This window comes from Salinicola endophyticus, assembly GCF_040536835.1.
Taxonomy (GTDB): Bacteria; Pseudomonadota; Gammaproteobacteria; order Pseudomonadales; family Halomonadaceae; genus Salinicola; species Salinicola endophyticus_A.
Genome location: NZ_CP159578.1, coordinates 3,514,096 through 3,534,429, shown reverse-complemented (window position 1 = coordinate 3,534,429; position 20,334 = coordinate 3,514,096). Strand labels below are relative to the sequence as shown.

Here is a 20,334-nt window from a genome sequence, read left to right as displayed (position 1 = left end):
CAACCAACAGAGCCCGACTAACAGAGGCCGTTCGACAGAGTCCGACAGGCGCAGGACGACGATCCCGAATCGCCTAAATCGTCTAACCCGACCCCGATTCGATAACAACATCAACAACACCAAGGAGTCAGCATGGATCCGCAAATGCACTATGGGCTGCTCTCGCTGCTGCCCGCTTGTCTTGCCATCGTCCTGGCCTTCGCCACCCGTAACACCGTGTTCTCGCTGGCGGTGGCCTGCGTGGTCGGCGTGTCGATCATGGGGCAGGGGCCAATGGGCTTTCCCACCCTGCTGAAGACCTCGCTGGGGACCACGGACTTCTCGTGGATCCTGCTGCTGGAGCTGTTCATCGGTACCGTGATCGCCTTCTTCCAGCGCACCGGGGCGATCCGCAACTTCACCGCCTGGGTCGAGGCGCGCGCGCTGTCGCGGGTGCGGGTCCAGCTGGTGGGCTGGTTCATGGGCATGTTCGTGTTCTTCAGCGACTATTTCAGCCCGCTGTTCGTCGGCTCCACCCTGCGCGGGCTCACCGACCGCTACCGCGTCTCGCGCGAGAAGCTGGCCTATATCGCCGACTCCACCTCGGCGCCGGTCAGCGTGCTGGTGCCGATCACCGGCTGGGCGGTATTCATCTCCGGGCTCTTGATCGGCATGGGCCCGATCGATACCGCAGGGGAGGCCATGCAGGCGTTCGTCTACGCGGTGCCGTTCAATCTCTACGCCTGGCTCTCGGTGCTGGTGGTGGGGCTGGTGATCGTCGGCGTGGTGCCGCTGTTCGGCCCGCTCAAGCGCGCCGAAGCCCGTGCCCAGAACGAGGGCAAGGTGTTCCGCGACGGCGCCGACCCGCTGCTCGGCGAGGAGCTGACCGACCTGCAGCCGTTCGAGGGCGTGCGCACCAATCTGTTTCTCAACTTCGTGCTACCGGTACTGATCGTGATCGGCGTCGCCGTGAGCACCTTCGTGATCATGGGCTCGGCCAAGACGATGGAGGCGTTCCTCGCCGCAGCGGTAGTGCTGGGCGTGATCATGCGGCTGCAGGGGATCCCGCTCAACGACATCATGAAGACCGCCACCGCCGGCATGAAAGGGGTGATGCCGGCGATTCTGATCCTGGCCCTGGCCTACTCGCTCAATCAGCTCTCCAAGGAGATGGGGACCGCCGGATATATCGTCGAGATCAGCCGCGACTGGCTCTCGCCGACGCTGCTGCCGGCGATCACCTTCCTGCTGGCGGCGCTGATCGCCTTCGCCACCGGCTCTTCCTGGGGCACCTTCGCGATCATGATGCCGATCTCGGTGCCGGTGGCCTTCGTCTTCACCGGCGATACGCTGACGCCGCTGGTCTACGCCACCATCGCCGCGGTGGCCGGCGGCGGGGTGTTCGGCGACCACTGCTCGCCGCTGTCGGACACCACGGTGCTCGCTTCGACCGGCTCCGCCTGCGACCACATGGACCATGTGCGCACCCAGATTCCTTATGCGCTGGCGGTGGCGCTGGTATCGCTGGCGATCTATCTGCTGGTGGGCGTGACCCTGGTCGATATCGGTTGAGTCCTGGCCTGCCCGCGCCTCGGCGGGGGCACGGCGAGGCGGGTTCGCTAAGGCACGGGCGGCAAGGTAAACTGCCGCCATTCGCCATTTCCCGTCCACTCTCCCATCGATCGAAGAGTTCATGAGCCAGCGACGCGTTCTTACCGGCATCACCACCACGGGTACGCCGCATCTGGGCAACTATGTCGGCGCGATCAAGCCGGCGATCGCCGAGAGCCAGAATCCCGATGTCCAGTCCTACTATTTCCTCGCCGACCTGCATGCGCTGATCAAGGCGCAGGACCCGCAGCGGGTGCAGCAGTCGCGGCTCGAGATCGCCGCCACCTGGCTGGCGCTGGGGCTGGATACCGATAACGCGATCTTCTATCGCCAGTCCGACATCCACGAGATCCCGGAGCTCGCCTGGCTGCTCTCCTGCGTCTGCGCCAAGGGGCTGATGAACCGCTCCCACGCCTACAAGGCGGCGGTGGCGGAGAACGAAGAGGGCGGTATTCCCGACCCAGATCGGGGTGTCACCATGGGGCTGTTCGGCTATCCGGTGCTGATGGCCGCCGACATCCTGATGTTCAACGCCCACAAGGTGCCGGTGGGGCGCGACCAGATCCAGCATATCGAGATGGCCCGCGACATGGCCGGGCGCTTCAACCATATCTACAAGGGTGACTACTTCACCCTGCCCGAGGCGATCGTCGACGAGAAGGTCGAGGTGCTGCGCGGGCTCGACGGGCGCAAGATGTCCAAGAGCTACGACAACACCATTCCGCTGTTCGTCTCGGCCAAGAAGCTGCAGAAGCTGGTGCGCAAGATCAAGACCAACTCGCTGGAGCCGGGCGAGCCCAAGGACCCGGACACCTGCACCCTGTTCCAGATCTACAGCGCCTTCGCCACCGCGGAGGAGAGTGCCGACATGCGCCGCCGCTACGCCGAGGGGATCGGCTGGGGCGAGGCCAAGAACGAGGTGTTCGAATACCTCGATGCGCACCTGCGTGAGCCGCGCGAGCGCTATGAGGCGCTGATGAACGACCCCGGGCACATCGAGCAGGTGCTGCAGCAGGGCGCCGAGCGCGCCCGCGCCGAGGCCAATGCGCTGATGGAGCGGCTGCGAGTGGCGGTGGGGCTGGGGCGCTTTCAATAGGCGTCCGTCCGCACCCGCTACTCCACCCCGACGAGCCGGCCCTGCGCCGGCTCGCGGCTATCTGGGCCGGAGCCGCCTGGCGCTGGCTCGGAACGCTATATAACACTTTCGTCTATATAAATAATATTTAGTCGTTTTCGAATTCCTGACCAAAAGACTAAGGTATCGCCCATTCGATTCCGGTCTAAGAGGGATATCGCTTATGACTACCTTGACACAAACCGCGCCGCCCGGCCTGGGGCGGCTCTCGCCCAGGGCGTGGCTCGCCGCCCTGTTACTGGTGCTCGGCGCGCTCGCCGTGGGGCTCTTCGTCGGCGGCCGCCAGGGCTGGCTGATGCTGATCGGCGGCGCCCTGGGTATCGTGCTCTACCATGCCTCCTTCGGCTTCACCTCGGCGTGGCGGGTGTTCATCACCGAGCGCCGCGGCCGCGGTCTGCGCGCCCAGATGGTCATGCTGGCACTGGCGGTGGTGCTGTTCCTCCCGGCGCTGGGGGCGGGCACGCTCTTCGGCGAGCCGGTGCGGGGCTTCGTCTCGCCGATCGGGATCTCGGTGATCGTCGGCGCCTTTCTCTTCGGCGTCGGCATGCAGCTCGGCGGCGGCTGCGCCTCGGGCACGCTGTTCACCGTCGGCGGTGGCAACGCGCGCATGCTGATCACGCTCGCCTTCTTCATCGTCGGCTCGGTGATCGGCACGGCGCATTTCGCCTGGTGGCAGAGCCTGCCGGCATTCCAGCCCACCTCGATGATCGATCTGTTCGGCACCGGCGGCGGCATCGGCGTGAGTCTCGCTCTGTTCGCGGCGATCGCAGGCCTGACCGTGGTGATGGAGAAACGCCGCCACGGTCAGCTCGAGCAGGCGCCGCGGGTGCCCCACGGCGGCGCGCGCTGGCTCACCGGGCCATGGCCGATCCTGGCCGGCGCCATCGGCCTGGCGCTGCTCAACTATCTGACCCTGGCGCTGGCCGGGCGCCCCTGGGGGATCACCTCGGCGTTCGCGCTGTGGGGCGCCAAGGCGTTCCAGGCCGTGGGCGGCGATGTCACCGCTTGGGGCTACTGGCAGAATCCCGCGCGCGCAGCCTCGCTCGACAGCAGCGTCTTCAGCGACATCACCACGGTGATGAACCTCGGCATCATCCTCGGAGCCGGCCTGGCGGCGACGCTGGCCGGGCGCTTCGCTCCGAGCCTGCGTATTCCGCTGCGCTCGGTTGCTGCCGCCATCATTGGCGGGCTGCTGCTGGGCTACGGCGCGCGGCTCGCCTTCGGCTGCAACATCGGCGCCTACTTCAGCGGCATCGCCTCCGGCAGCCTGCACGGCTGGCTATGGCTGGTGGCCGCCTTCGCCGGCAACATGCTCGGCGTGCGCCTGCGTCCGCTGTTCTTCCCTGGCCAGGCCAGGCCGGTCGCTGCCAGCTGCTGAGCACGCTCGCTGAGCACCACCAAGCCCCGCCACGGCGGGGCTTTTGCGTGCCTGCTGGCGCGCTCTCCGGGCGCCTGGCCGCGCCGATACATGCCTTTGGCGCCGCCAAGTGGCATACTGGGCGACCCTCGACCGGCCACGGCCGGTTGCCCGCCCGCCAGGCGCCGCCGGTGGGGCAATAACGACAGCGCGCCACTCCCGGTCTGGCCCCGTTGCGGGGGGCGAGTTCGGCCCGGCCAGCGCTTTTCATCCGTAGGTCATCGCGAGAGCCGATTCATGTCCGATCACGCCAAGCGCCCCCTCTACATTCCCTATGCCGGCCCGACGCTCCTGGAGATGCCGCTGCTCAACAAGGGAAGCGCCTTCACCAGCGAAGAGCGGGTCGAGTTCAATCTGCTGGGGCTCTTGCCGCAGAACGTCGAAAGCATCGAGGAGCAGGTCGAGCGCGCCTACCGTCAGTACTCGCTGTGCCAGAACAACCTCGACAAGCACATCTATCTGCGCGGTATCCAGGACGACAACGAGACGCTGTTCTTCCGCCTGCTCGAGGAGCACCTCGAGGAGATGATGCCAATCATCTACACCCCGACGGTGGGTGAGGCGTGCGAGGAGTTCTCCAAGATCTACCGCAACCACCGCGGGCTGTTCATCTCCTATCCTGACCGCCATCGCATGGACGATATCCTGCGCAGTGCGACCAAGGACAAGGTGCGGGTGATCGTGGTCACCGACGGCGAGCGCATCCTCGGTCTCGGCGACCAGGGCATCGGCGGCATGGGTATCCCCATCGGCAAGCTCTCGCTCTACACCGCCTGCGGCGGTATCAGCCCGGCCTATACTCTGCCGATCACCCTCGACGTGGGTACCAACAACCAGAAGCTGCTCGACGACCCGATGTACATGGGCTGGCGCCACGAGCGCGTCTCGGCGGAAGAGTACGCCGAGTTCATCACCCTGTTCATGCAAGCGCTCAAGCGCCGCTGGCCCAACGTGTTGCTGCAGTTCGAGGACTTCGCGCTGACCAACGCCATGCCGCTGCTGGCGCGCTACCGCGACGAGCTGTGCTGCTTCAACGACGATATCCAGGGCACCGCGTCGGTGTGTGTGGCGACCCTGTTGGCGTCGTGCAAGGCCAAGAACGCCAAGCTCAGCGATCAGGTGATCACCTTCGCCGGTGCCGGTTCCGCCGGCTGCGGCATCGCCGAGCAGATCGTGGTGGCGATGACCCGCGAGGGACTTTCCGAGGCCGAGGCGCGCAAGCGTATCTTCATGGTCGACAAGAACGGCCTGCTGACCACCGACATGGATGGCCTGCACGACTTCCAGCGGCGCCTGGCCCACGCCCCCGAGTCGCTCGATTTCGACGGCGATGCGCGCGCGCTGATCGACGTGGTGCGCAACGCCAAGCCGACCATCCTGATCGGCGTCTCGGGGCAGCGCGGACTATTCACCGAAGAGGTGATCACCACGCTCAACAGCCACTGCGAGAACCCGCTAGTGATGCCGCTCTCCAACCCGACCTCCAAGGTCGAGGCGACGCCGCAGGACGTGCTCACCTGGACCCGCGGTCAGGCCATGGTCGCAACCGGCAGCCCGTTCGCCCCGGTGGAGATCGACGGGCGCCAGATTCCCATCGCCCAGTGCAACAACTCCTATATCTTCCCGGGGATCGGACTGGGTGTGATCGCGGCCAACGCCAATCGCGTCACCGACAACATGCTGATGGCCGCCTCCAATGCGCTGGCCGAGAGCGCGCCGATCGTCAAGACCGGCGAAGGGGCGCTGCTGCCGGCGCTCGGCGATATCCGCGAGATCAGCCAGCAGATCGCCTTCGCCGTGGGCAAGCAGGCGCAGCAGGATGGCGTCGCGCTCAGCTCCAGCGACGAGGTGCTGTGGGAAGCGATCCACGGCCACTTCTGGTATCCGCGCTACCGTCAGTACCGTCGCCGCTCGATCTGAGCCCGGCGATACGGGGGCTCGTCGAAGCGATCTTCGGCGCGTCTTCGAAAGCGATCTTCGGCGCGTCCCATCGGGGGCGCGCCGTTTGTTTTTCATCCCTCCAAGAACGCCTTTCACAACCGCAGGATGGTTGGGCTTGTCCGGCGGCAGGGCCCGAAGCGTCGGACCGTTGCGAGGGCGCTGTGAACCCCTCCCTGGGCGCTACCTTTGCCATCCCTGGCAAAGGACCCTCGCTTTGCCCTGCCCCCGGCGCCCACCATCAGAGGGGGGATGGGCTCCAAGCCCCGTCCCCGCGGCTTCTTGCCGGTCTGTTGCCGTCGTCAGCGGTTGTACTGCTGGTCGAACTTCTCTTCGCTGATCACCAGAAAGTAGATGAACTCGAAGAAGGCGATCAGCGCCGGCACCAGGGTCCAGCAGAACAGCAGATAGATCAGGCCGACGATCGGCTGACCCAGGTAGAAGCGATGCACGCCGAAACCGCCGAGGAAGAAGGCGAGGATCGCCGCGCTCCACTTGCTGCGCCCGCTCCTGGCGCCGCGCGCGACGGCGCCGCAGTTAGGGCAGCTCCGGGCGCTCTCGTGGATCGGTTTGCCACAGCCGTGGCAGTAGATCATGCCGGCGGAGAGCGGCTGTGGCCGGGTGTCGACGTCTTGGGTCATGCGGGGTTTCCTATTGATGTTCCCTATGGATGAACTTGAGGGAAACGCTGAATAAATCGACGAGCGAGATGAAGCGCAAGGCGCATGGAACACAGAACACGAGACATAACATGGGGTTAGGTGAGTGTTCGAGTACCACGCAACGCAGCGATTCGCTCGCGCAGGCATTTATGCAGCGTTTCCTGAGCCGGCGCGGTCTTGGCCGCGATGTCCGGTCGCCAAGTCTAAGGGATCGGCGGCGGGCCCGACAGCGCCTCGCCGCCGCGGGGGCGTCGCGTCTCGCGGGTCACGCCTCGCGCTGGCACCGGGTCCACCACTCGGCGCCCTGGACGTCGACGAACAGGCTGTAGAGCGAGGTGGTCGCGGTGATGTAGAGACGCTGACCGTCGCTGCCGCCGAAGCACAGGTTGGAGACCGTCTCGGGAACCAGGATACGCCCCAGCAGGGTGCCGTCGGGGGCGAAACAGTGGACCCCGTCGGCCGCCGACGACCACAGGTTGCCCTCGCGGTCCACGCGCATGCCATCGGGCACTCCGGCGCCGATCTCGGCGAAGATGCCGTCGTCTTCGAGCGTCTTGCCGTTCACCCGGAAGCGACGGATCACCGGGGCGACCGTCGAATCATGGGTGGCGCCGCTCTCGGCCACGTAGAGCAGGCGCTCGTCGGGGGAGAAACAGAGCCCATTGGGCTGGGCGAAGTCGCTGGCCACCGCGCTCAGGCTGCCATCCTCGGGGTCGAGCCGGAAGACGTGGCGCGCGGGCTGCTCGGGGTCGGCGCGGTAGCCCTCGAAGTTGGAGATCAGCCCGTAGGTGGGGTCGGTGAACCAGATCGCCCCGTCGCGGCTCACCACCACGTCGTTGGGCGAGTTGAGCCGCCCGCCGGCGTAGTGCGAGGCGAGCACCTGAATACGCCCGTCGGGCTCGGTGCGCACCAGGTCGCGGCTACCGTGGCGGCAGCTCACCAGGCGCCCCAAGTTGTCGCGGGTATTGCCGTTGTTGAAGCCGGTGCGCTCGCGGAAGGTGGTGATACCGTCGCGTGCCGACCAGCGCAGCAGGCGCTGGCTGGGGATATCCGAGAACAGCAGGCACTGATGGTCACCGAACCATACCGGCCCCTCGGTCCAGGTGAAGCCTGTGGCTAGCCGGGTCAACGGTGCCATGGGGTGAACCAGCCGCGCGAAGCGCGGGTCGTGGCTGTCGAGATGCTCAGGGGTGGGGATCATGTGCGGCGTCTCCGGGCGTTGGCGGCGATCACGATACCGATGATGATCATGCCGGTCAGCATCATGCGCGCGCCGGCGTCGAAGCCGTAGGCGTTGAGCATCGACACCACCAGGAACATGAACAGGGCCGCGCCCCACACCCCGGGCACGTTGGAGAAGCCGCCGGCGATCGAGGTGCCGCCGATCACCACCACGGCGATCGACAGCAGCAGATACTGCTGCCCCATGTTTAGCGCAGCGCCGCCGGAGAAGCTCGCCAGCAGATAGCCGGTGAGCCCGGCCAGCAGGGCCACGCTGAGATAGGCACTGGCACGCACGCGTTCCACCGGCACCCCGGCGAGTCTTGCCGCGCGCGGATTCTGGCCGGTGGCGAGCAGCCAGCGCCCCCACAGCCCGCGCTCCAGCAGCCACCACACGACCAGCGCCAGGAGCACGCCGATCAGCGCCACGTTGGGCACGCCGAGGGTGCGCCCGGTGGCGAAGTCGGCCAGCGCCGCCGGCGGCTTGATACGCAGGCCGCGGTTGGACCAGATCGCCAGCGACTGATAGAGCAGCGAGGCGGCGAGGGTGGCGATGATCGGCGGCAGACGCAGCAGCCGGATCAGCGTGAAGTTGGCCGCGCCGCAGCCCAGGCCCACCAGCAGGGCGACGCCCAGCCCCAGCAGCGCGGTACCGGGGGCGCCGCCCATGGCCTTGAGTGCCAGGGTGCCGGCCAGGGTCATGACTGCGGGGATCGAGAGGTCGATATTGCCCGGCCCCAGGGTGATCACCAGCATCTGGCCGATGCCGACGATCGCGGCGAAGGCGCCGAACGAGAGCGCGGCGTAGAGCAGCCCACCGGCCTGGGAGGCGCCGGAGAGCGCGATGGAGAGAGCGAAGACCGCGATGGCGGCGAGCCAGGCCCAGAGCCAGGGCCGCGAGATCAGGCTTTGCATGGCGTCGATCCTTGCAGTGGAGAGGGGGCTCGTGGAGAGAAGTCTCAGAGCAGCGCTTCGCGGCGCGTGAACAGCAGGCGTGCGGCGAGTACCAGGATCAGCACCGCCCCTTGAGCGCCGATCTGCCAGTCCGGCGAGATGTGCATGAAGGCCAGCAGCGACCCCGCCAGCGACAGCGTCAGCGCCCCCAGCACCGCGCCGATCGGCGATACCCGTCCACCGATGAACTCGCCGCCGCCGAGAATCACCCCGGCGATGCTGAGCAGGGTGTAACTGGAGGCGACGCTGGCCCCGGACGAGGTGTAGAGCCCCACCAGCGTGAGCCCGGCGAGCACGCCGAAGATCCCGGCGAGGCCGTAGGTCAGCGCGTAGAGCCCGCTCAGGCGCCAGCCGGCGCGGGCCACCGAGCGTGAGTTGCCACCCAGGCCGCGCAGTACAGTGCCTATCCCCGAACGCATGATCAGCAGATGCGCTGCGGCGGCGATCAAAAGCGCCGCCACTACCGCCATGGGGGCCAGCGGCGGCTTGACCGTCATCAGCGCACGCAGCCACTCCGGCGAGGTGCCGCCGGGGGCGGGCATGATCACCAGCGCCAGCCCGCCCCAGATGAACGACATGCCCAGGGTGACCACGATCGCCGGTAGCTCGAAGCGGTGGATCAGTGCCCCCAAGGCGGCGTAGGCGAGCACCAGGCCGGCCAGCGCCAGCCAGCCGAGCCAGGGGTGCTGCACCAGCAGGGTGGAGACGATGCACGCCACCAGACTGACGAAGGCGCCCACCGAGAGGTCGATGTCGTTGACCATGATGATCAGCAGCTGGCCGATGGTCGCCAGCGCGATGGGGATGGTCAGGTTGAACAGCAGGTTCAACCCCAGATAGCTCATCGCCCGCTCCTGCAGGGCGAAGGTCGCGATCAGCAGCACGCTGAACGAGATGAGCGGCAGCAGCTTGCGCGGCGAGATCGAATGACGGGTCATCTCAGTTCTCCTGCATCTCGAACGAGGCGGCCAGGATGCGCTCTTCGTTGATCTCGGCGCCGCTCAGTTCGGCCGAGATCTTGCCGTCGCGGAAGACGAAGACGCGATCGCACTGGCATACCTCCTCGGTTTCGGTGGAGTACCACAGGAAAGTCCGGCCGGCGTCGGCCTCGGCACGAATCAGCGCATAGACCTCCTGCTTGGTGCCGACATCGACCCCGCGCATGGGGTCGTCCATCACCACGATGGGGGCGCTCGACGCCAGCGCCCGGGCGAACAGCACCTTCTGCTGGTTGCCGCCGGAGAGCGAGGTGATGGGGTTGCCCAGATCGTCGCTGCGGATGCCGATGCGCTGCTGCCACTCGCGGCCCAGCGTCGCCTCGGCGCGGCGATCCACCGCGCCGCTGCGGGCCCCGGCCGGCAACACCGAGAGGCTCAGGTTGCGCAGGATCGACCACAGCGGCAGCACGCCGTCGCGGCCGCGGTCGCCGGCGACGAAGGCCATCCGGGGCTGGCGCGGTGCGCGCCAGCCGGAGGTACTGGCGAAATAGAGCTTGGCCAGGGCTTCGGCCTGGCCGTGGCCGGCGAGCCCGGCGAGGCCGACGATCTCGCCGCGCCGTGCGCTGAGCCCGGCGCTATCCTCGATCACCATCTCGCCCGCGGCTCCGGCCGCGCTGGCGCCCTCGGCATACCGACGCTGGTCGGCGCTCGGGGCGTGCTGGGCCACATGGCCCATGGCGTCGACCAGCGAGTCGCGGTCGAAGTCCTGGCTCGCACGCTCGGCCACCACGCGGCCGTCCTGCATCACCACGATGCGGGTAGCGACGCGGAAGATCTCGCCCAGCATGTGCGAGATGAACACCACCGTGCCGCCCTCGGCGCAGAAACGCTCGACGTAGGCCAGCAGCTGTTCGGCGATGCCCGCATCCAGCGACGAGGTGGGCTCGTCGAGGATCACCAGCCGCGCCTGGCCGCCGCGCGGGGCGAAGCCGATGGCGATCTCGATCATCTGACGCTGGGCGATGGACAGCGTGTCGACCCGGGCGTCGGTGTCGATGCCGTGGCCGGGAAACACCTGGTCCAGGCTGGTGCGGATCTCGGCGCCGGCGCGACGGCGCCAGCCCAGCCCCTTGAGCGTAGGGTGGGCGATGCGCAGGTTCTCGGCCGCGCTCAGATTGGGGCACAGCGAGAGCTCCTGGAACACCGAGCGGATGGCGCTGCCGCGACCGCCGCGGGTCACGTGGCTGTCGATCTCGCCGCGGCTCGGCTTGAGCGTGCCGTTGATCAGATTGACCAGGGTCGACTTGCCGGCGCCGTTGTGGCCCACCAGCCCCACGCACTCGCCGGGGGCCAGGGTGAGGTCGATGCCATCGATCGCCCTGACCGCGCCGAACTGCTTGTGCACGCCGCGCAGGGCGACCACGGCTGCGACCGGTTGAGACGTGTTCATGGCTGGGTCTCCTCGGCGGCGGGCGGGTTCTTGGCCTGGTCCTGGTCTTGGGCCGTGGCGGGGCTGGGTTCAGTCGTCGAGGTTTGCGTGGCTCGGGCCTGCTGGATCAGCCGTTCGACGTCGGCGCGGGTGAAGATCTGGTCGGCCACCGAGCCCTTGGGCGTATGCGCCAGCACCTCGGAGAGCTCGTCCTGGCGAATGTGGTAGAGCGGTACCGTCAGCTGTTTGGGCACGTCTTCGCCGGCGAGAATGCGCTGGGCCACCCAGAAGGCGACCACGGCGATGCCGGGGGCGTTGGAGATGGCGATGCTCTGGTAGCCGTTTTTGCGGTGCTGTTCGGCCCACCAGGCCAGTTCGTCCTGGGCGTTGGAGAAGATGATCACCGGCATCTCGCGCTGCGAGGCGCGAAACGCCTGGGCTACGCCGTAGGCCTCGCCGCCCTGGTTGAGCACGCCGTCGATGTGCGGCAGCGAGGGCAGTACCCCGGCCACCGCCTGCTGGGTCACGTCCTGGGCCCAGTCGCCCTCCACCGAGGAGACGATGTGCAGCTTGGGGTAGTGCTCGAGCTCGTCGACGATGCCCTGGTGCAGGTCGTCATCGACGAAGGTTCCCGGCAGCCCACGCACCTCGAGCAGGTTGGCGCCATCGGGGAAGCGCTTGGCCATGTAGTCGACCTGCTCGCGGCCCCACTCGCGGAAGTCGTTGACGATCTTCCAGGCGCAGGGGGCGGTGACTATGCCGTCGAACGAGACCACCACCACGCCGGCGTCGCAGGCCTCCTGCACCGCGCCGTTGAGGGCGGTGGTCGAGGCGGCGTCGATCACGATGGCGTCGTAGCCCTGCAGGATCAGGTTCTGGATCTGGGCGGCCTGATCGGTGGGCTGGTTCTCGCCGATGGTGAAGGCGTCGGCGGCGGCGACCACGCCGGTCTTGACCGCCGGTGCGGTCTGCGACTGCCATGCCGCGAGCATCTGTTGGCGCCAAGCGTTGCCGGCGTAGTTGTTGGAGAGCGCGATGCGCTTGTCCGTGGTCGCACTCTTCCGAGGCTGGGCTTGGCTCTGGCTTGCGACCTGAGTCTGGGCCGGGTCCCGGGGCGTTGCCGCTGCCTCGTCGCCGGTATCGGCGTGCGCGGCGAGGGCCGCGGCACTCAGGGCCAGCCCCAGCAGGCCCGCACGCCAGCGCCGGTTGTCGTTATCAGGGGTCATGCTCGGCTCCCATCTCTTCTGCCGCCCGCCGTCGCGATCGGGTCGCGCTGGCGGTGCGGACGTCGCCCTCTGGCGGGGCGTGGTATCGGACGCGTGTCCAGGGATGAACATGGTTGGGCGTGGCGGTCTGGGGTGTAAAGGCGGCGCCCCGCACAAATGCTGCGGGTTCCCGCAGTTTCACCCTCAACTTAAGGATGAGGGGAAGGCGCCGGCGATGCCGCTATGCTGGTCCACCTGGCGCCTGATGGGCGCCTGACACGGGCGCGCGAGTCCGCGCCCGTGCCATGATTATCCAGGCCGTGCGGGCCATGAAGCGCGTTCTAGCCCAGCAGGCCAGACACCAGAGGAGTCCGGTGTGAGCGAGACGATGAGTCCTCAGCCCCTGGCGGAGAGGCTGCCCGGCGAGACCGCGGCGGCGCGCGAGGCCGAGGTCACTGCGCTGCTGCTGCGGCTTCCCGCACTGCTGGGCGAGGCGAGTGATATCCAGGCTGCACTCGATCGGGTCGCCGAGGCGCTGACGCCGCTGCTGCCGTTCACCCATGCCGATGTCTGCCTTCACGACGGGCCCGAGTGGTCGGTGAGCTATGAAGTGGGGATCAGTACCCACTGGTCGGCGCGGCGCACCCGGCTCGACTGCTCGCCGATTCGAGCGGTGCTCGACGGCTCGCTGCCGCTGATGGTCAGCGCCAATGCGCTGCTCGATCCGCGCCAGATCTTCGCCGGCGCCTGCTGCGAGCCGATCTTCGCCCACCAGCTGCGCAGCCGGGTTCACGTGGCGCTGCGCAGCGGCGGTCAGGTGATCGGCGCGCTGAGCGTCTCGCACCGCGAGGCCGACCACTTCGATGCCGAAGACGTCGCCCTGATCCAGCGTCTGGCGGCGCCGCTGGCACCGGTGTTCCACGCCCTGCACGGCGCCGCCGAGCTGCGCCAGCAGGCCCACGGCCGCAGCCAGACCCAGGCCAGCGAGGAGTGGCTGCGCCAGGGCTCGCTGCAGTTGACCCAGGCGCTGGAGCAGGCGCGTCAGCGTATCGGCATGGATCTGCACGACCAGACCCTGGCCGACCTGACCCGGCTGCTGCGCGAGCTGGAGGGCGCGGGGCCGCCGCCCAGTCGCGAGACACTGGCGCAGGCGCTGGCCCAGAGCATCGACGACCTGCGCTGCATCATCGACCGCACCGCGCCCAAGCTGCTCGATCTGTTCGGCTTCCACCATGCGGTGCGCGATCACCTCGAGCGGGCCACCGAGGGCGAGCGTATCCAGATTCTGGTCGAGGATCTCACCGCGGGGGCGCCGGACCGGCTGCCCGGGGAGACCCGTACCGCGCTCTACCGGATCGTCCAGGAGGCGATCAACAACGCCGCGAGACATGCGCGCGCCGAGCGTATCGAGGTGCGCATGACGCAGGCCCCGGACAACACTCTGTGTGTCAGCGTGGACGACGATGGCCAGGGACTCGTCAATGCCGGTACGCGCCAGTCCGGGATGATCCACATGCGCACCCGGGCGCGGCTGATCGGCGCCACCCTGGATATCTTCGAGCACGTCGGCACCCGGGTCGCGGTGCGGCTGGCGCTGCCGCCAACGGAGGCCGCGGCGTGAAGATCCTGGTGGTGGAGGATGACCAGTTCCACGCCTCTTTCCTGCAGGGGGTGATCGCTGAGGCGCTGCCGGAGGTGACCGAGACGCTGCATGTGCAGGACGGGCTGCAGGGTGAGGCGGCGGCGCGCGCCGGGCGCTTCGAGGCGGTGGTGATGGATCTGCAGATGGCCCGGCGTAATGGCATCGAGGCCGCACGGACCATCTGGCACGAGCGCCCGCACACCCGCATCCTGTTCTGGTCCAACTACTCCGACGAGGCCTACCTGCGCGGGGTCGCCGATATCGTGCCGACCCACAGCGCCTATGGCTACGTGCTCAAGACCGCCAGCCGCGAACGTCTCAAGCTGGTGCTGCGGGCGGTGCTGCTGGAGGGGCAGGTGATGATGGATCGCGAGATCCAGCGTCTGCGCCGGCGCAGCGTCTCGCCACGCCACTCGCTCAGCCACAGCGAGTATGCGGTGCTGCTGGATCTCGCCCTGGGGCTGCAGGACCGGCTGATCGCCGAGCGTCAGGGGCTGTCGCTGCGCACGGTGCAGAACCGTCTGCTGACGCTCTACGACAAGCTCGGGGTCAACGGCGAGGAGCAGGTGCTGCCGGGACTCAACAAGCGCGTGCGCGCGCTGTCGCGGGCGATCTCCACGCGCACGCTCAATCTGGAGATGCTGGAGACCGCCCAGCACGATCTCGAGTGCTGGCTGGCCGCGCGGCCTGCCCATGAAAAAGCCCCGCCGACCCAGGGGGGCGGTGAGGCTCTGTAGCGGGTTGCCAGCGTCTTACAGCATGCTACGCAGCACGTAGTGGAGAATGCCGCCGTGGCGGTAGTACTCCAGCTCGTTGGCGGTGTCGATACGGCACAGAGCGTCGAGCTTCTTCTCGCCCTTGTCGCTCTTGATGGTCACCTTGACGCTGCCGCCCGGGGTCAGGTCCGCGAGACCCTCGACGGAGACGATCTCGTCACCGGTCAGGCCCAGCGATTCGCGGCTCTCGCCCTCGGGGAACTGCAGCGGCAGTACACCCATGCCGATCAGGTTGGAGCGGTGGATACGCTCGTAGGACTCGGTGATGACCGCGCGCACGCCGAGCAGACGCGTGCCCTTGGCGGCCCAGTCCCGCGACGAGCCGGTGCCGTACTCCTTGCCAGCGATCACCACCAGCGGGGTGTCGTCCTCGGCGTACTTCATCGCCGCGTCGTAGATCGACATCTGTTCGCCGCTGGGCACGTGGCGGGTATAGCCACCCTCGACGTCGTCGAGCATCTCGTTGCGGATGCGCACGTTGGCGAAGGTGCCGCGCATCATCACTTCGTGGTTACCCCGGCGCGAGCCGTAGGAGTTGAAGTCCTTCACCGCCACCCCGTGCTCCTGCAGGTACTTGCCGGCGGGGCTGTCGGGCTTGATCGAGCCGGCGGGCGAGATATGGTCGGTGGTCACCGAGTCGCCCAGCTTGGCCAGGATGCGGGCCTCCTGGATGTCCTCGACCGGCTTGGGCTCCTTGTCCATGTCCTCGAAGAACGGCGGATGCTGGATGTAGGTGGAGTCCTTGGACCAGGCGTAGACCTCGCTCTCCGGCACCTCGATCGACTGCCAGGTCTCGTCGCCGTCGAACACCTCGGCGTACTCCTTGCGGTACATCTCGGTCTTGACCTTCTCTACCGCCTCGGCGATCTCGGCCTGGGAGGGCCAGATATCCTTGAGGTAGACGTCGTTGCCGTCCTGATCCTGGCCCAGGGGCTCCTTCGACAGATCCTTGCGCACGTTGCCGGCCAGCGCATAGGCGACCACCAGGGGCGGCGAGGCGAGCCAGTTGGTCTTGACCAGCGGGTGCACGCGGCCCTCGAAGTTGCGGTTGCCCGAGAGCACCGACGCCACGGTGAGATCGCCTTCGTTGACCGCCTTCTCGATCGGCTCGGGCAGCGGCCCGGAGTTGCCGATACAGGTGGTGCAGCCGTAGCCCACCAGATTGAAGCCGAGGGCGTTGAGGTCGTCCTGTACACCGCCTGCGGCCAGGTAGTCGGTGACCACCTTGGAGCCCGGTGCCAGTGAGGTCTTGACCCACGGCTTGGTGGTCAGCCCCTTCGCCTTGGCCTTCCGCGCCAGCAGACCGGCAGCCATCATCACGCTGGGGTTGGAGGTGTTGGTGCAGGAGGTGATGGCGGCGATCACCACGGCGCCATGGTTGAGCGAGAAGGTCTCGTCGTCGTAGGTCACGTCCTGGCTGTCGCCGGTGCGGTAATCGGCGCCGTTGTTATAGGCCTCGCCGTCGGCGGGCGGGGCGCCGATGGCGGTATCACCGCCTTCACCGGTCCACTTGGCCTTCTCCTCGTGGGAGGCATCCGGCTGCTCGCCGCCCATCAGGGATTCGAAGGTCGCCTTCATGTCGGAGAGCGCGACCCGGTCCTGCGGGCGCTTGGGCCCGGCCAGCGAGGCTTCGACCTCGCCCATGTCCAGGTGCAGGGTATCGGTGAAGGTGGGCTCGGCACCGGCTTCGCGCCACAGTCCCTGGGCCTGGGTGTAGGCCTTCACCAGCGCGATCTGATCTTCGTCGCGGCCGGTCAGGCGCAGGTAGTTGAGCGTCTCGTCGTCGACCGGGAAGAAGCCGCAGGTGGCGCCGTACTCGGGGGCCATGTTGGCGATGGTGGCGCGATCGGCCAGCGGCAGGTCCTTGAGACCGTCGCCATAGAACTCGACGAACTTGCCCACCACGCCCTTCTTGCGCAGCATCTGGGTCACCGTCAGCACCAGATCGGTGGCGGTGATGCCCTCCTTGAGCTTGCCGGTCAGCTTGAAGCCGACCACCTCGGGAATCAGCATCGACACCGGCTGGCCGAGCATCGCCGCTTCGGCCTCGATGCCGCCCACGCCCCAGCCGAGGATGCCCAGGCCGTTGATCATGGTGGTGTGGGAGTCGGTACCCACCAGAGTGTCGGGGAAGGCGTAGGTCTTGCCGTCGACCTCCTTGGTCCACACCGTCTTGCCCAGGTACTCCAGGTTGACCTGGTGGCAGATGCCGGTGCCCGGCGGTACCACGCGGAAGTTGTCGAAGGCGTTCTGGCCCCAGCGCAGGAACTCGTAGCGCTCCTGGTTACGCTCCATCTCGATGGCGACGTTGTCCTTGAACGCCGACTGATCGCCGAAGTGATCGACCATCACCGAGTGGTCGATGACCAGATCCACCGGCGACAGCGGATTGATGCGCTCGGCCTTGGCGCCGAGCTTCTTGACCGCGTCGCGCATCGCGGCGAGATCGACCACGCCGGGCACGCCGGTGAAGTCCTGCATCAGCACGCGGGCGGGGCGGTAGCCGATCTCGCGGGTCGACTTGCCCGTTTTCAGCCACTCGGCGAGGGCGACGATGTCCTCATCGGCGACGCTCTCGTCGTCGGCATAACGCAGCTGGTTCTCGAGCAGCACCTTGAGCGTCATCGGCAGCTTGTCGATATTGCCGAGGCTCTCCGCCGCCTTGGGCAGGCTGTAGTAGTGGAAGGTCTTGCCGTTGACGTCGAGCGACGTCAGCGTCTGGCCGGGGGCGTTAGACATGGATCATCCTCCTCATTGGGCGGCGCGGCCATGGGTCTTTCCGTGGCTGCCGGTCCGGTTCCTTAGCGACGGTCCGACGGCAACGCGGCCGTCGGGGGCTCCTGGCTGGCGGCCGTCTTGGCGGCGCGCTCTGTATACGCTTTCCGATCTTGTCCTAGGCTCAGTACGAAAACTATCTGCGCTCGGCAATACGGCGTTAAAAATCGGCTCAAAATGCTCATTTACACCGCGTAAACTCCGCGTTTTCGCCGATTTTTGCCTTGTCTTGCCTTCGCTCGCTGACTTTTCGTACAAGCCCAAGGGCCGTTGCCGCGACATGACGCGGCCGAAACAAAGTTGTCGACAATAAGCATGGGCACCATAACATCTCTTTTCAATCCCGCGCGCCTGTTGATCGTGTGCGCGGTAATGACAGCGGGGGCCTTGAAAGTCGCGCTTGCCGACACCACTTCAAGCTTAGCTCAGCTCAGCGACGATGCAGCCAGTGACGACAACCTCAGTGTCGAAAGCGGGGAGGCGTGATGGCATATGAAGCGCTACGCGAATGGCCGGTACACTGTCCCTACTGCGATGCGCCCTTTACCCTGCTGCTCGACGTCAGCGCCGGCAGCCATGTGACCTGGGAAGATTGCGCGGTGTGCTGCCAGCCGATTCAACTGCGCGTCGACGTGGACGCCGAAGGCGAGCTGGATACGGTGACGCTGGCCACCGACGATGACGTGCTGTAGACGAGGGTGACGCGCCGACGTGATCCGTCGATGCCAGCCACCCGATAGTGATTGCCTATATCCCTGATTGCGGCAATTAAATTGGAGCATGAAAGAGTAAGTCGTTAGTCTAATCGGCTTACATTTCTCGACGCTCAACCCACGCTACGACAGGAGAAGCCCATGAGTGTACTCGTAGGACGTCAAGCCCCGGATTTCGAAGCCGCTGCGGTCATGCCCGACGGTGCCATCAAAGATGATTTCCGGCTGTCCGACACCAATGGCAAGCTGCGCGTGCTGTTCTTCTGGCCGCTGGACTTCACCTTTGTCTGCCCGTCCGAGATCATTGCCCATGACAACCGTCTGGCGCAGTTCAAGGAGCTCGGCGTGGAAGTGATCGGTGCCTCGATCGACTCCCAGTTCACCCACTACGCCTGGCGCAAGACCTCTCCGGATGCCGGCGGCATCGGCGAAGTCGGCTTCCCGGTGGTGGCCGATGTCAAGCACGAGATCTGCCAGGCCTACGGCATCGAGCATCCGGAAGCCGGCGTGGCCCTGCGCGCTTCCTTCCTGATCGACGAAGATGGCGTGGTTCAGCACCAGACCGTCAACAACCTGCCGCTGGGCCGCAACGTCGACGAGATGCTGCGCATGGTCAAGGCGCTCAAGTATCACCAGACCCACGGCGAAGTCTGCCCGGCGGGTTGGGAAGAGGGCCAGGAAGGTATGAAGGACACCGCCGAAGGCGTGGCCAAGTACCTCGGCGCCCACGCCGACAACCTGTAAGCAGCATTACGTCGGAGGCGACCCAGCGGGTCGCCTCCGACGTCCGGGCTCGCCGCGGCGAGCCTGCAACCGGCGTCCTGTGGCATGATTCGGTCAGCGGATCATCCCACAGGGCGTTTTGCCTTATCACGCCGATGGTCGGCGTACCCACCGTTCAACCGTTTCATCCAACCGAGGTAGCCATGAGCGACGCGCGTCACGAACGTCTGATCATCCTGGGATCCGGCCCGGCGGGCTACACCGCGGCCGTCTATGCGGCTCGCGCCAATCTCAAGCCGCTGCTGATCACCGGCATGCAGGCGGGCGGTCAGCTGACCACCACCACCGACGTCGACAACTGGCCCGGCGACGATGCCGGCGTGCAGGGGCCGGAGCTGATGGAGCGCATGCGCAAGCACGCCGAGCGTTTCCAGACCGAGGTGCTGTTCGACCATATCCATGAGGTCGAGCTGCGCCAGCGCCCGTTCACGCTCAAGGGTGACAACGGCACCTATACCTGCGATGCGCTGATCATCGCCACCGGGGCCAGTGCGCGCTATCTGGGTCTACCCTCCGAACAGCAGTTCATGGGCCAGGGCGTCTCGGCTTGCGCCACCTGCGACGGCTTCTTCTATCGCAACCAGGAAGTGGTGGTCGTGGGCGGTGGCAACACCGCGATGGAGGAGGCGCTCTACCTCTCCAATATCGCCTCCAAGGTGACCCTGGTGCATCGCCGTGACGGCCTGCGCGGCGAGAAGATCCTCCAGGATCGGCTGTTCGACAAGGTCGAGAACGGCAACATGGCCGTCGAGTGGAACCACACCCTCGACGAGGTGCTGGGTGATGGCAGCGGCGTCACCGGCGTGCGCCTGCGCTCGACGCTGGATGGCACGACCAAGCAGCTCGATGTCATGGGCGTGTTCATCGCCATCGGCCATACCCCCAACACCGGCATCTTCGAGGGCCAGCTCGAGATGGCCAATGGCTATATCCGGGTCCACTCCGGGCTCGAGGGCAATGCCACCGCCACCAGCGTCCCGGGCGTGTTCGCCGCCGGCGATGTCATGGACCACGTCTATCGTCAGGCGATCACCTCCGCCGGCAGCGGCTGCATGGCCGCGCTCGACGCCGAGCGCTATCTCGACGGTCTGGAGTGATGTCCACCCCGCGCACGGCGCGGCGGTAGGCGACCAGCGGCCCGGCATCTGCCGGGCCG

General features: G+C 66.9%; 16 protein-coding genes. 9 read left to right on the top strand and 7 right to left on the bottom strand.

All coding sequences use genetic code 11. From position 1 onward, the window contains the following. Positions 1-132 precede the first annotated feature (132 nt). The 4 genes from ABV408_RS15990 to ABV408_RS15975 all read left to right on the top strand — a co-directional run bounded on the left by ABV408_RS15990 (position 133) and on the right by ABV408_RS15975 (position 6,062). Positions 133-1,551 carry a Na+/H+ antiporter NhaC family protein gene (locus ABV408_RS15990; protein WP_353979878.1) on the top strand — a complete coding sequence of 473 codons (1,419 nt, stop codon included), beginning with the start codon at positions 133-135 and terminating at the stop codon, positions 1,549-1,551. Positions 1,552-1,672: 121 nt separating this feature from the next. Beyond that, positions 1,673-2,686, top strand: coding sequence for a tryptophan--tRNA ligase (locus ABV408_RS15985; protein WP_353979877.1), 1,014 nt, complete (start codon positions 1,673-1,675; stop codon positions 2,684-2,686). Positions 2,687-2,888: 202 nt separating this feature from the next. Continuing rightward, positions 2,889-4,103, top strand: coding sequence for a YeeE/YedE family protein (locus ABV408_RS15980; protein WP_353979876.1), 1,215 nt, complete (start codon positions 2,889-2,891; stop codon positions 4,101-4,103). Positions 4,104-4,379: 276 nt separating this feature from the next. Then, complete coding sequence (locus ABV408_RS15975; protein WP_353979875.1) at positions 4,380-6,062, top strand: NAD-dependent malic enzyme; 1,683 nt, start codon at positions 4,380-4,382, stop codon at positions 6,060-6,062. A gap of 320 nt (positions 6,063-6,382) precedes the next feature. Here ABV408_RS15975 and ABV408_RS15970 read toward each other — a convergent pair whose 3' ends face one another. The 6 genes from ABV408_RS15970 to ABV408_RS15945 form a co-directional block, all read right to left on the bottom strand. Then, complete coding sequence (locus ABV408_RS15970; protein ID WP_051895831.1) at positions 6,383-6,721, bottom strand: TM2 domain-containing protein; 339 nt, start codon at positions 6,719-6,721, stop codon at positions 6,383-6,385. A 286-nt stretch (positions 6,722-7,007) separates the two neighbouring features. Continuing rightward, on the bottom strand, positions 7,008-7,943 hold the full coding sequence (locus ABV408_RS15965) for an SMP-30/gluconolactonase/LRE family protein (RefSeq protein WP_353979874.1): 936 nt from the start codon (positions 7,941-7,943) through the stop codon (positions 7,008-7,010). Continuing rightward, positions 7,940-8,878, bottom strand: a complete 939-nt coding sequence (locus ABV408_RS15960) for an ABC transporter permease (protein ID WP_353979873.1) — start codon at positions 8,876-8,878, stop codon at positions 7,940-7,942. The genes ABV408_RS15965 and ABV408_RS15960 overlap by 4 nt, the downstream gene beginning before the upstream one ends. 44 nt (positions 8,879-8,922) lie before the next feature. Beyond that, a complete protein-coding gene (locus tag ABV408_RS15955; RefSeq protein ID WP_353979872.1) occupies positions 8,923-9,855 on the bottom strand; it encodes an ABC transporter permease in 933 nt (310 codons plus the stop codon). Between the two features lies 1 nt (position 9,856). Next, positions 9,857-11,305 (bottom strand): sugar ABC transporter ATP-binding protein, encoded by a 1,449-nt coding sequence (locus ABV408_RS15950; protein WP_353979871.1) that lies wholly within the window; start codon positions 11,303-11,305, stop codon positions 9,857-9,859. After that, the gene (locus ABV408_RS15945) at positions 11,302-12,510 is read right to left on the bottom strand and encodes an ABC transporter substrate-binding protein (protein ID WP_353979869.1); all 1,209 of its coding nucleotides are present in this window, start codon (positions 12,508-12,510) and stop codon (positions 11,302-11,304) included. Before ABV408_RS15945 ends, ABV408_RS15950 begins: the two co-directional genes overlap by 4 nt. A 367-nt stretch (positions 12,511-12,877) precedes the next feature. Between ABV408_RS15945 and ABV408_RS15940 the strand changes: the two genes are divergently transcribed. After that, positions 12,878-14,110 (top strand): ATP-binding protein, encoded by a 1,233-nt coding sequence (locus tag ABV408_RS15940; RefSeq protein ID WP_353979867.1) that lies wholly within the window; start codon positions 12,878-12,880, stop codon positions 14,108-14,110. Continuing rightward, positions 14,107-14,868 (top strand): response regulator transcription factor, encoded by a 762-nt coding sequence (locus ABV408_RS15935; RefSeq protein WP_353979866.1) that lies wholly within the window; start codon positions 14,107-14,109, stop codon positions 14,866-14,868. The genes ABV408_RS15940 and ABV408_RS15935 overlap by 4 nt, the downstream gene beginning before the upstream one ends. Before the next feature lie 15 nt (positions 14,869-14,883). On the opposite strand, the gene acnA is transcribed toward ABV408_RS15935, so the two are convergent. Beyond that, a complete protein-coding gene (gene acnA, locus ABV408_RS15930) occupies positions 14,884-17,646 on the bottom strand; it encodes an aconitate hydratase AcnA (RefSeq protein ID WP_353979865.1) in 2,763 nt (920 codons plus the stop codon). Positions 17,647-18,167: 521 nt separating this feature from the next. On the opposite strand from acnA, the gene ABV408_RS15925 reads away from it, so the two are divergent. The 3 genes from ABV408_RS15925 (at position 18,168) to trxB (ending at position 20,275) form a co-directional block, all read left to right on the top strand. After that, the gene (locus tag ABV408_RS15925; RefSeq protein ID WP_353979864.1) at positions 18,168-18,374 is read left to right on the top strand and encodes a CPXCG motif-containing cysteine-rich protein; all 207 of its coding nucleotides are present in this window, start codon (positions 18,168-18,170) and stop codon (positions 18,372-18,374) included. Between the two features lie 162 nt (positions 18,375-18,536). Next, complete coding sequence (locus ABV408_RS15920; RefSeq protein WP_035472475.1) at positions 18,537-19,139, top strand: peroxiredoxin; 603 nt, start codon at positions 18,537-18,539, stop codon at positions 19,137-19,139. 182 nt (positions 19,140-19,321) lie between these two features. Further along, positions 19,322-20,275 (top strand): thioredoxin-disulfide reductase, encoded by a 954-nt coding sequence (trxB, locus tag ABV408_RS15915; RefSeq protein ID WP_353979862.1) that lies wholly within the window; start codon positions 19,322-19,324, stop codon positions 20,273-20,275. The last annotated feature ends 59 nt before the right edge of the window (positions 20,276-20,334 follow it).

Bases quoted from the DNA above. Each gene is read 5' to 3' on its own strand.
- acnA (WP_353979865.1), bottom strand. From the start codon at position 17,646: ATGTCTAACGCCCCCGGCCAGACGCTGACGTCGCTCGACGTCAACGGC.
- trxB (WP_353979862.1), top strand. From the start codon at position 19,322: ATGAGCGACGCGCGTCACGAACGTCTGATCATCCTGGGATCCGGCCCG.
- ABV408_RS15980 (WP_353979876.1), top strand. From the start codon at position 2,889: ATGACTACCTTGACACAAACCGCGCCGCCCGGCCTGGGGCGGCTCTCG.
- ABV408_RS15970 (WP_051895831.1), bottom strand. From the start codon at position 6,721: ATGACCCAAGACGTCGACACCCGGCCACAGCCGCTCTCCGCCGGCATG.
- ABV408_RS15925 (WP_353979864.1), top strand. From the start codon at position 18,168: ATGGCATATGAAGCGCTACGCGAATGGCCGGTACACTGTCCCTACTGC.
- ABV408_RS15950 (WP_353979871.1), bottom strand. From the start codon at position 11,305: ATGAACACGTCTCAACCGGTCGCAGCCGTGGTCGCCCTGCGCGGCGTG.
- ABV408_RS15955 (WP_353979872.1), bottom strand. From the start codon at position 9,855: ATGACCCGTCATTCGATCTCGCCGCGCAAGCTGCTGCCGCTCATCTCG.
- ABV408_RS15985 (WP_353979877.1), top strand. From the start codon at position 1,673: ATGAGCCAGCGACGCGTTCTTACCGGCATCACCACCACGGGTACGCCG.
- ABV408_RS15945 (WP_353979869.1), bottom strand. From the start codon at position 12,510: ATGACCCCTGATAACGACAACCGGCGCTGGCGTGCGGGCCTGCTGGGG.
- ABV408_RS15940 (WP_353979867.1), top strand. From the start codon at position 12,878: ATGAGTCCTCAGCCCCTGGCGGAGAGGCTGCCCGGCGAGACCGCGGCG.
- ABV408_RS15990 (WP_353979878.1), top strand. From the start codon at position 133: ATGGATCCGCAAATGCACTATGGGCTGCTCTCGCTGCTGCCCGCTTGT.
- ABV408_RS15920 (WP_035472475.1), top strand. From the start codon at position 18,537: ATGAGTGTACTCGTAGGACGTCAAGCCCCGGATTTCGAAGCCGCTGCG.
- ABV408_RS15965 (WP_353979874.1), bottom strand. From the start codon at position 7,943: ATGATCCCCACCCCTGAGCATCTCGACAGCCACGACCCGCGCTTCGCG.
- ABV408_RS15975 (WP_353979875.1), top strand. From the start codon at position 4,380: ATGTCCGATCACGCCAAGCGCCCCCTCTACATTCCCTATGCCGGCCCG.
- ABV408_RS15960 (WP_353979873.1), bottom strand. From the start codon at position 8,878: ATGCAAAGCCTGATCTCGCGGCCCTGGCTCTGGGCCTGGCTCGCCGCC.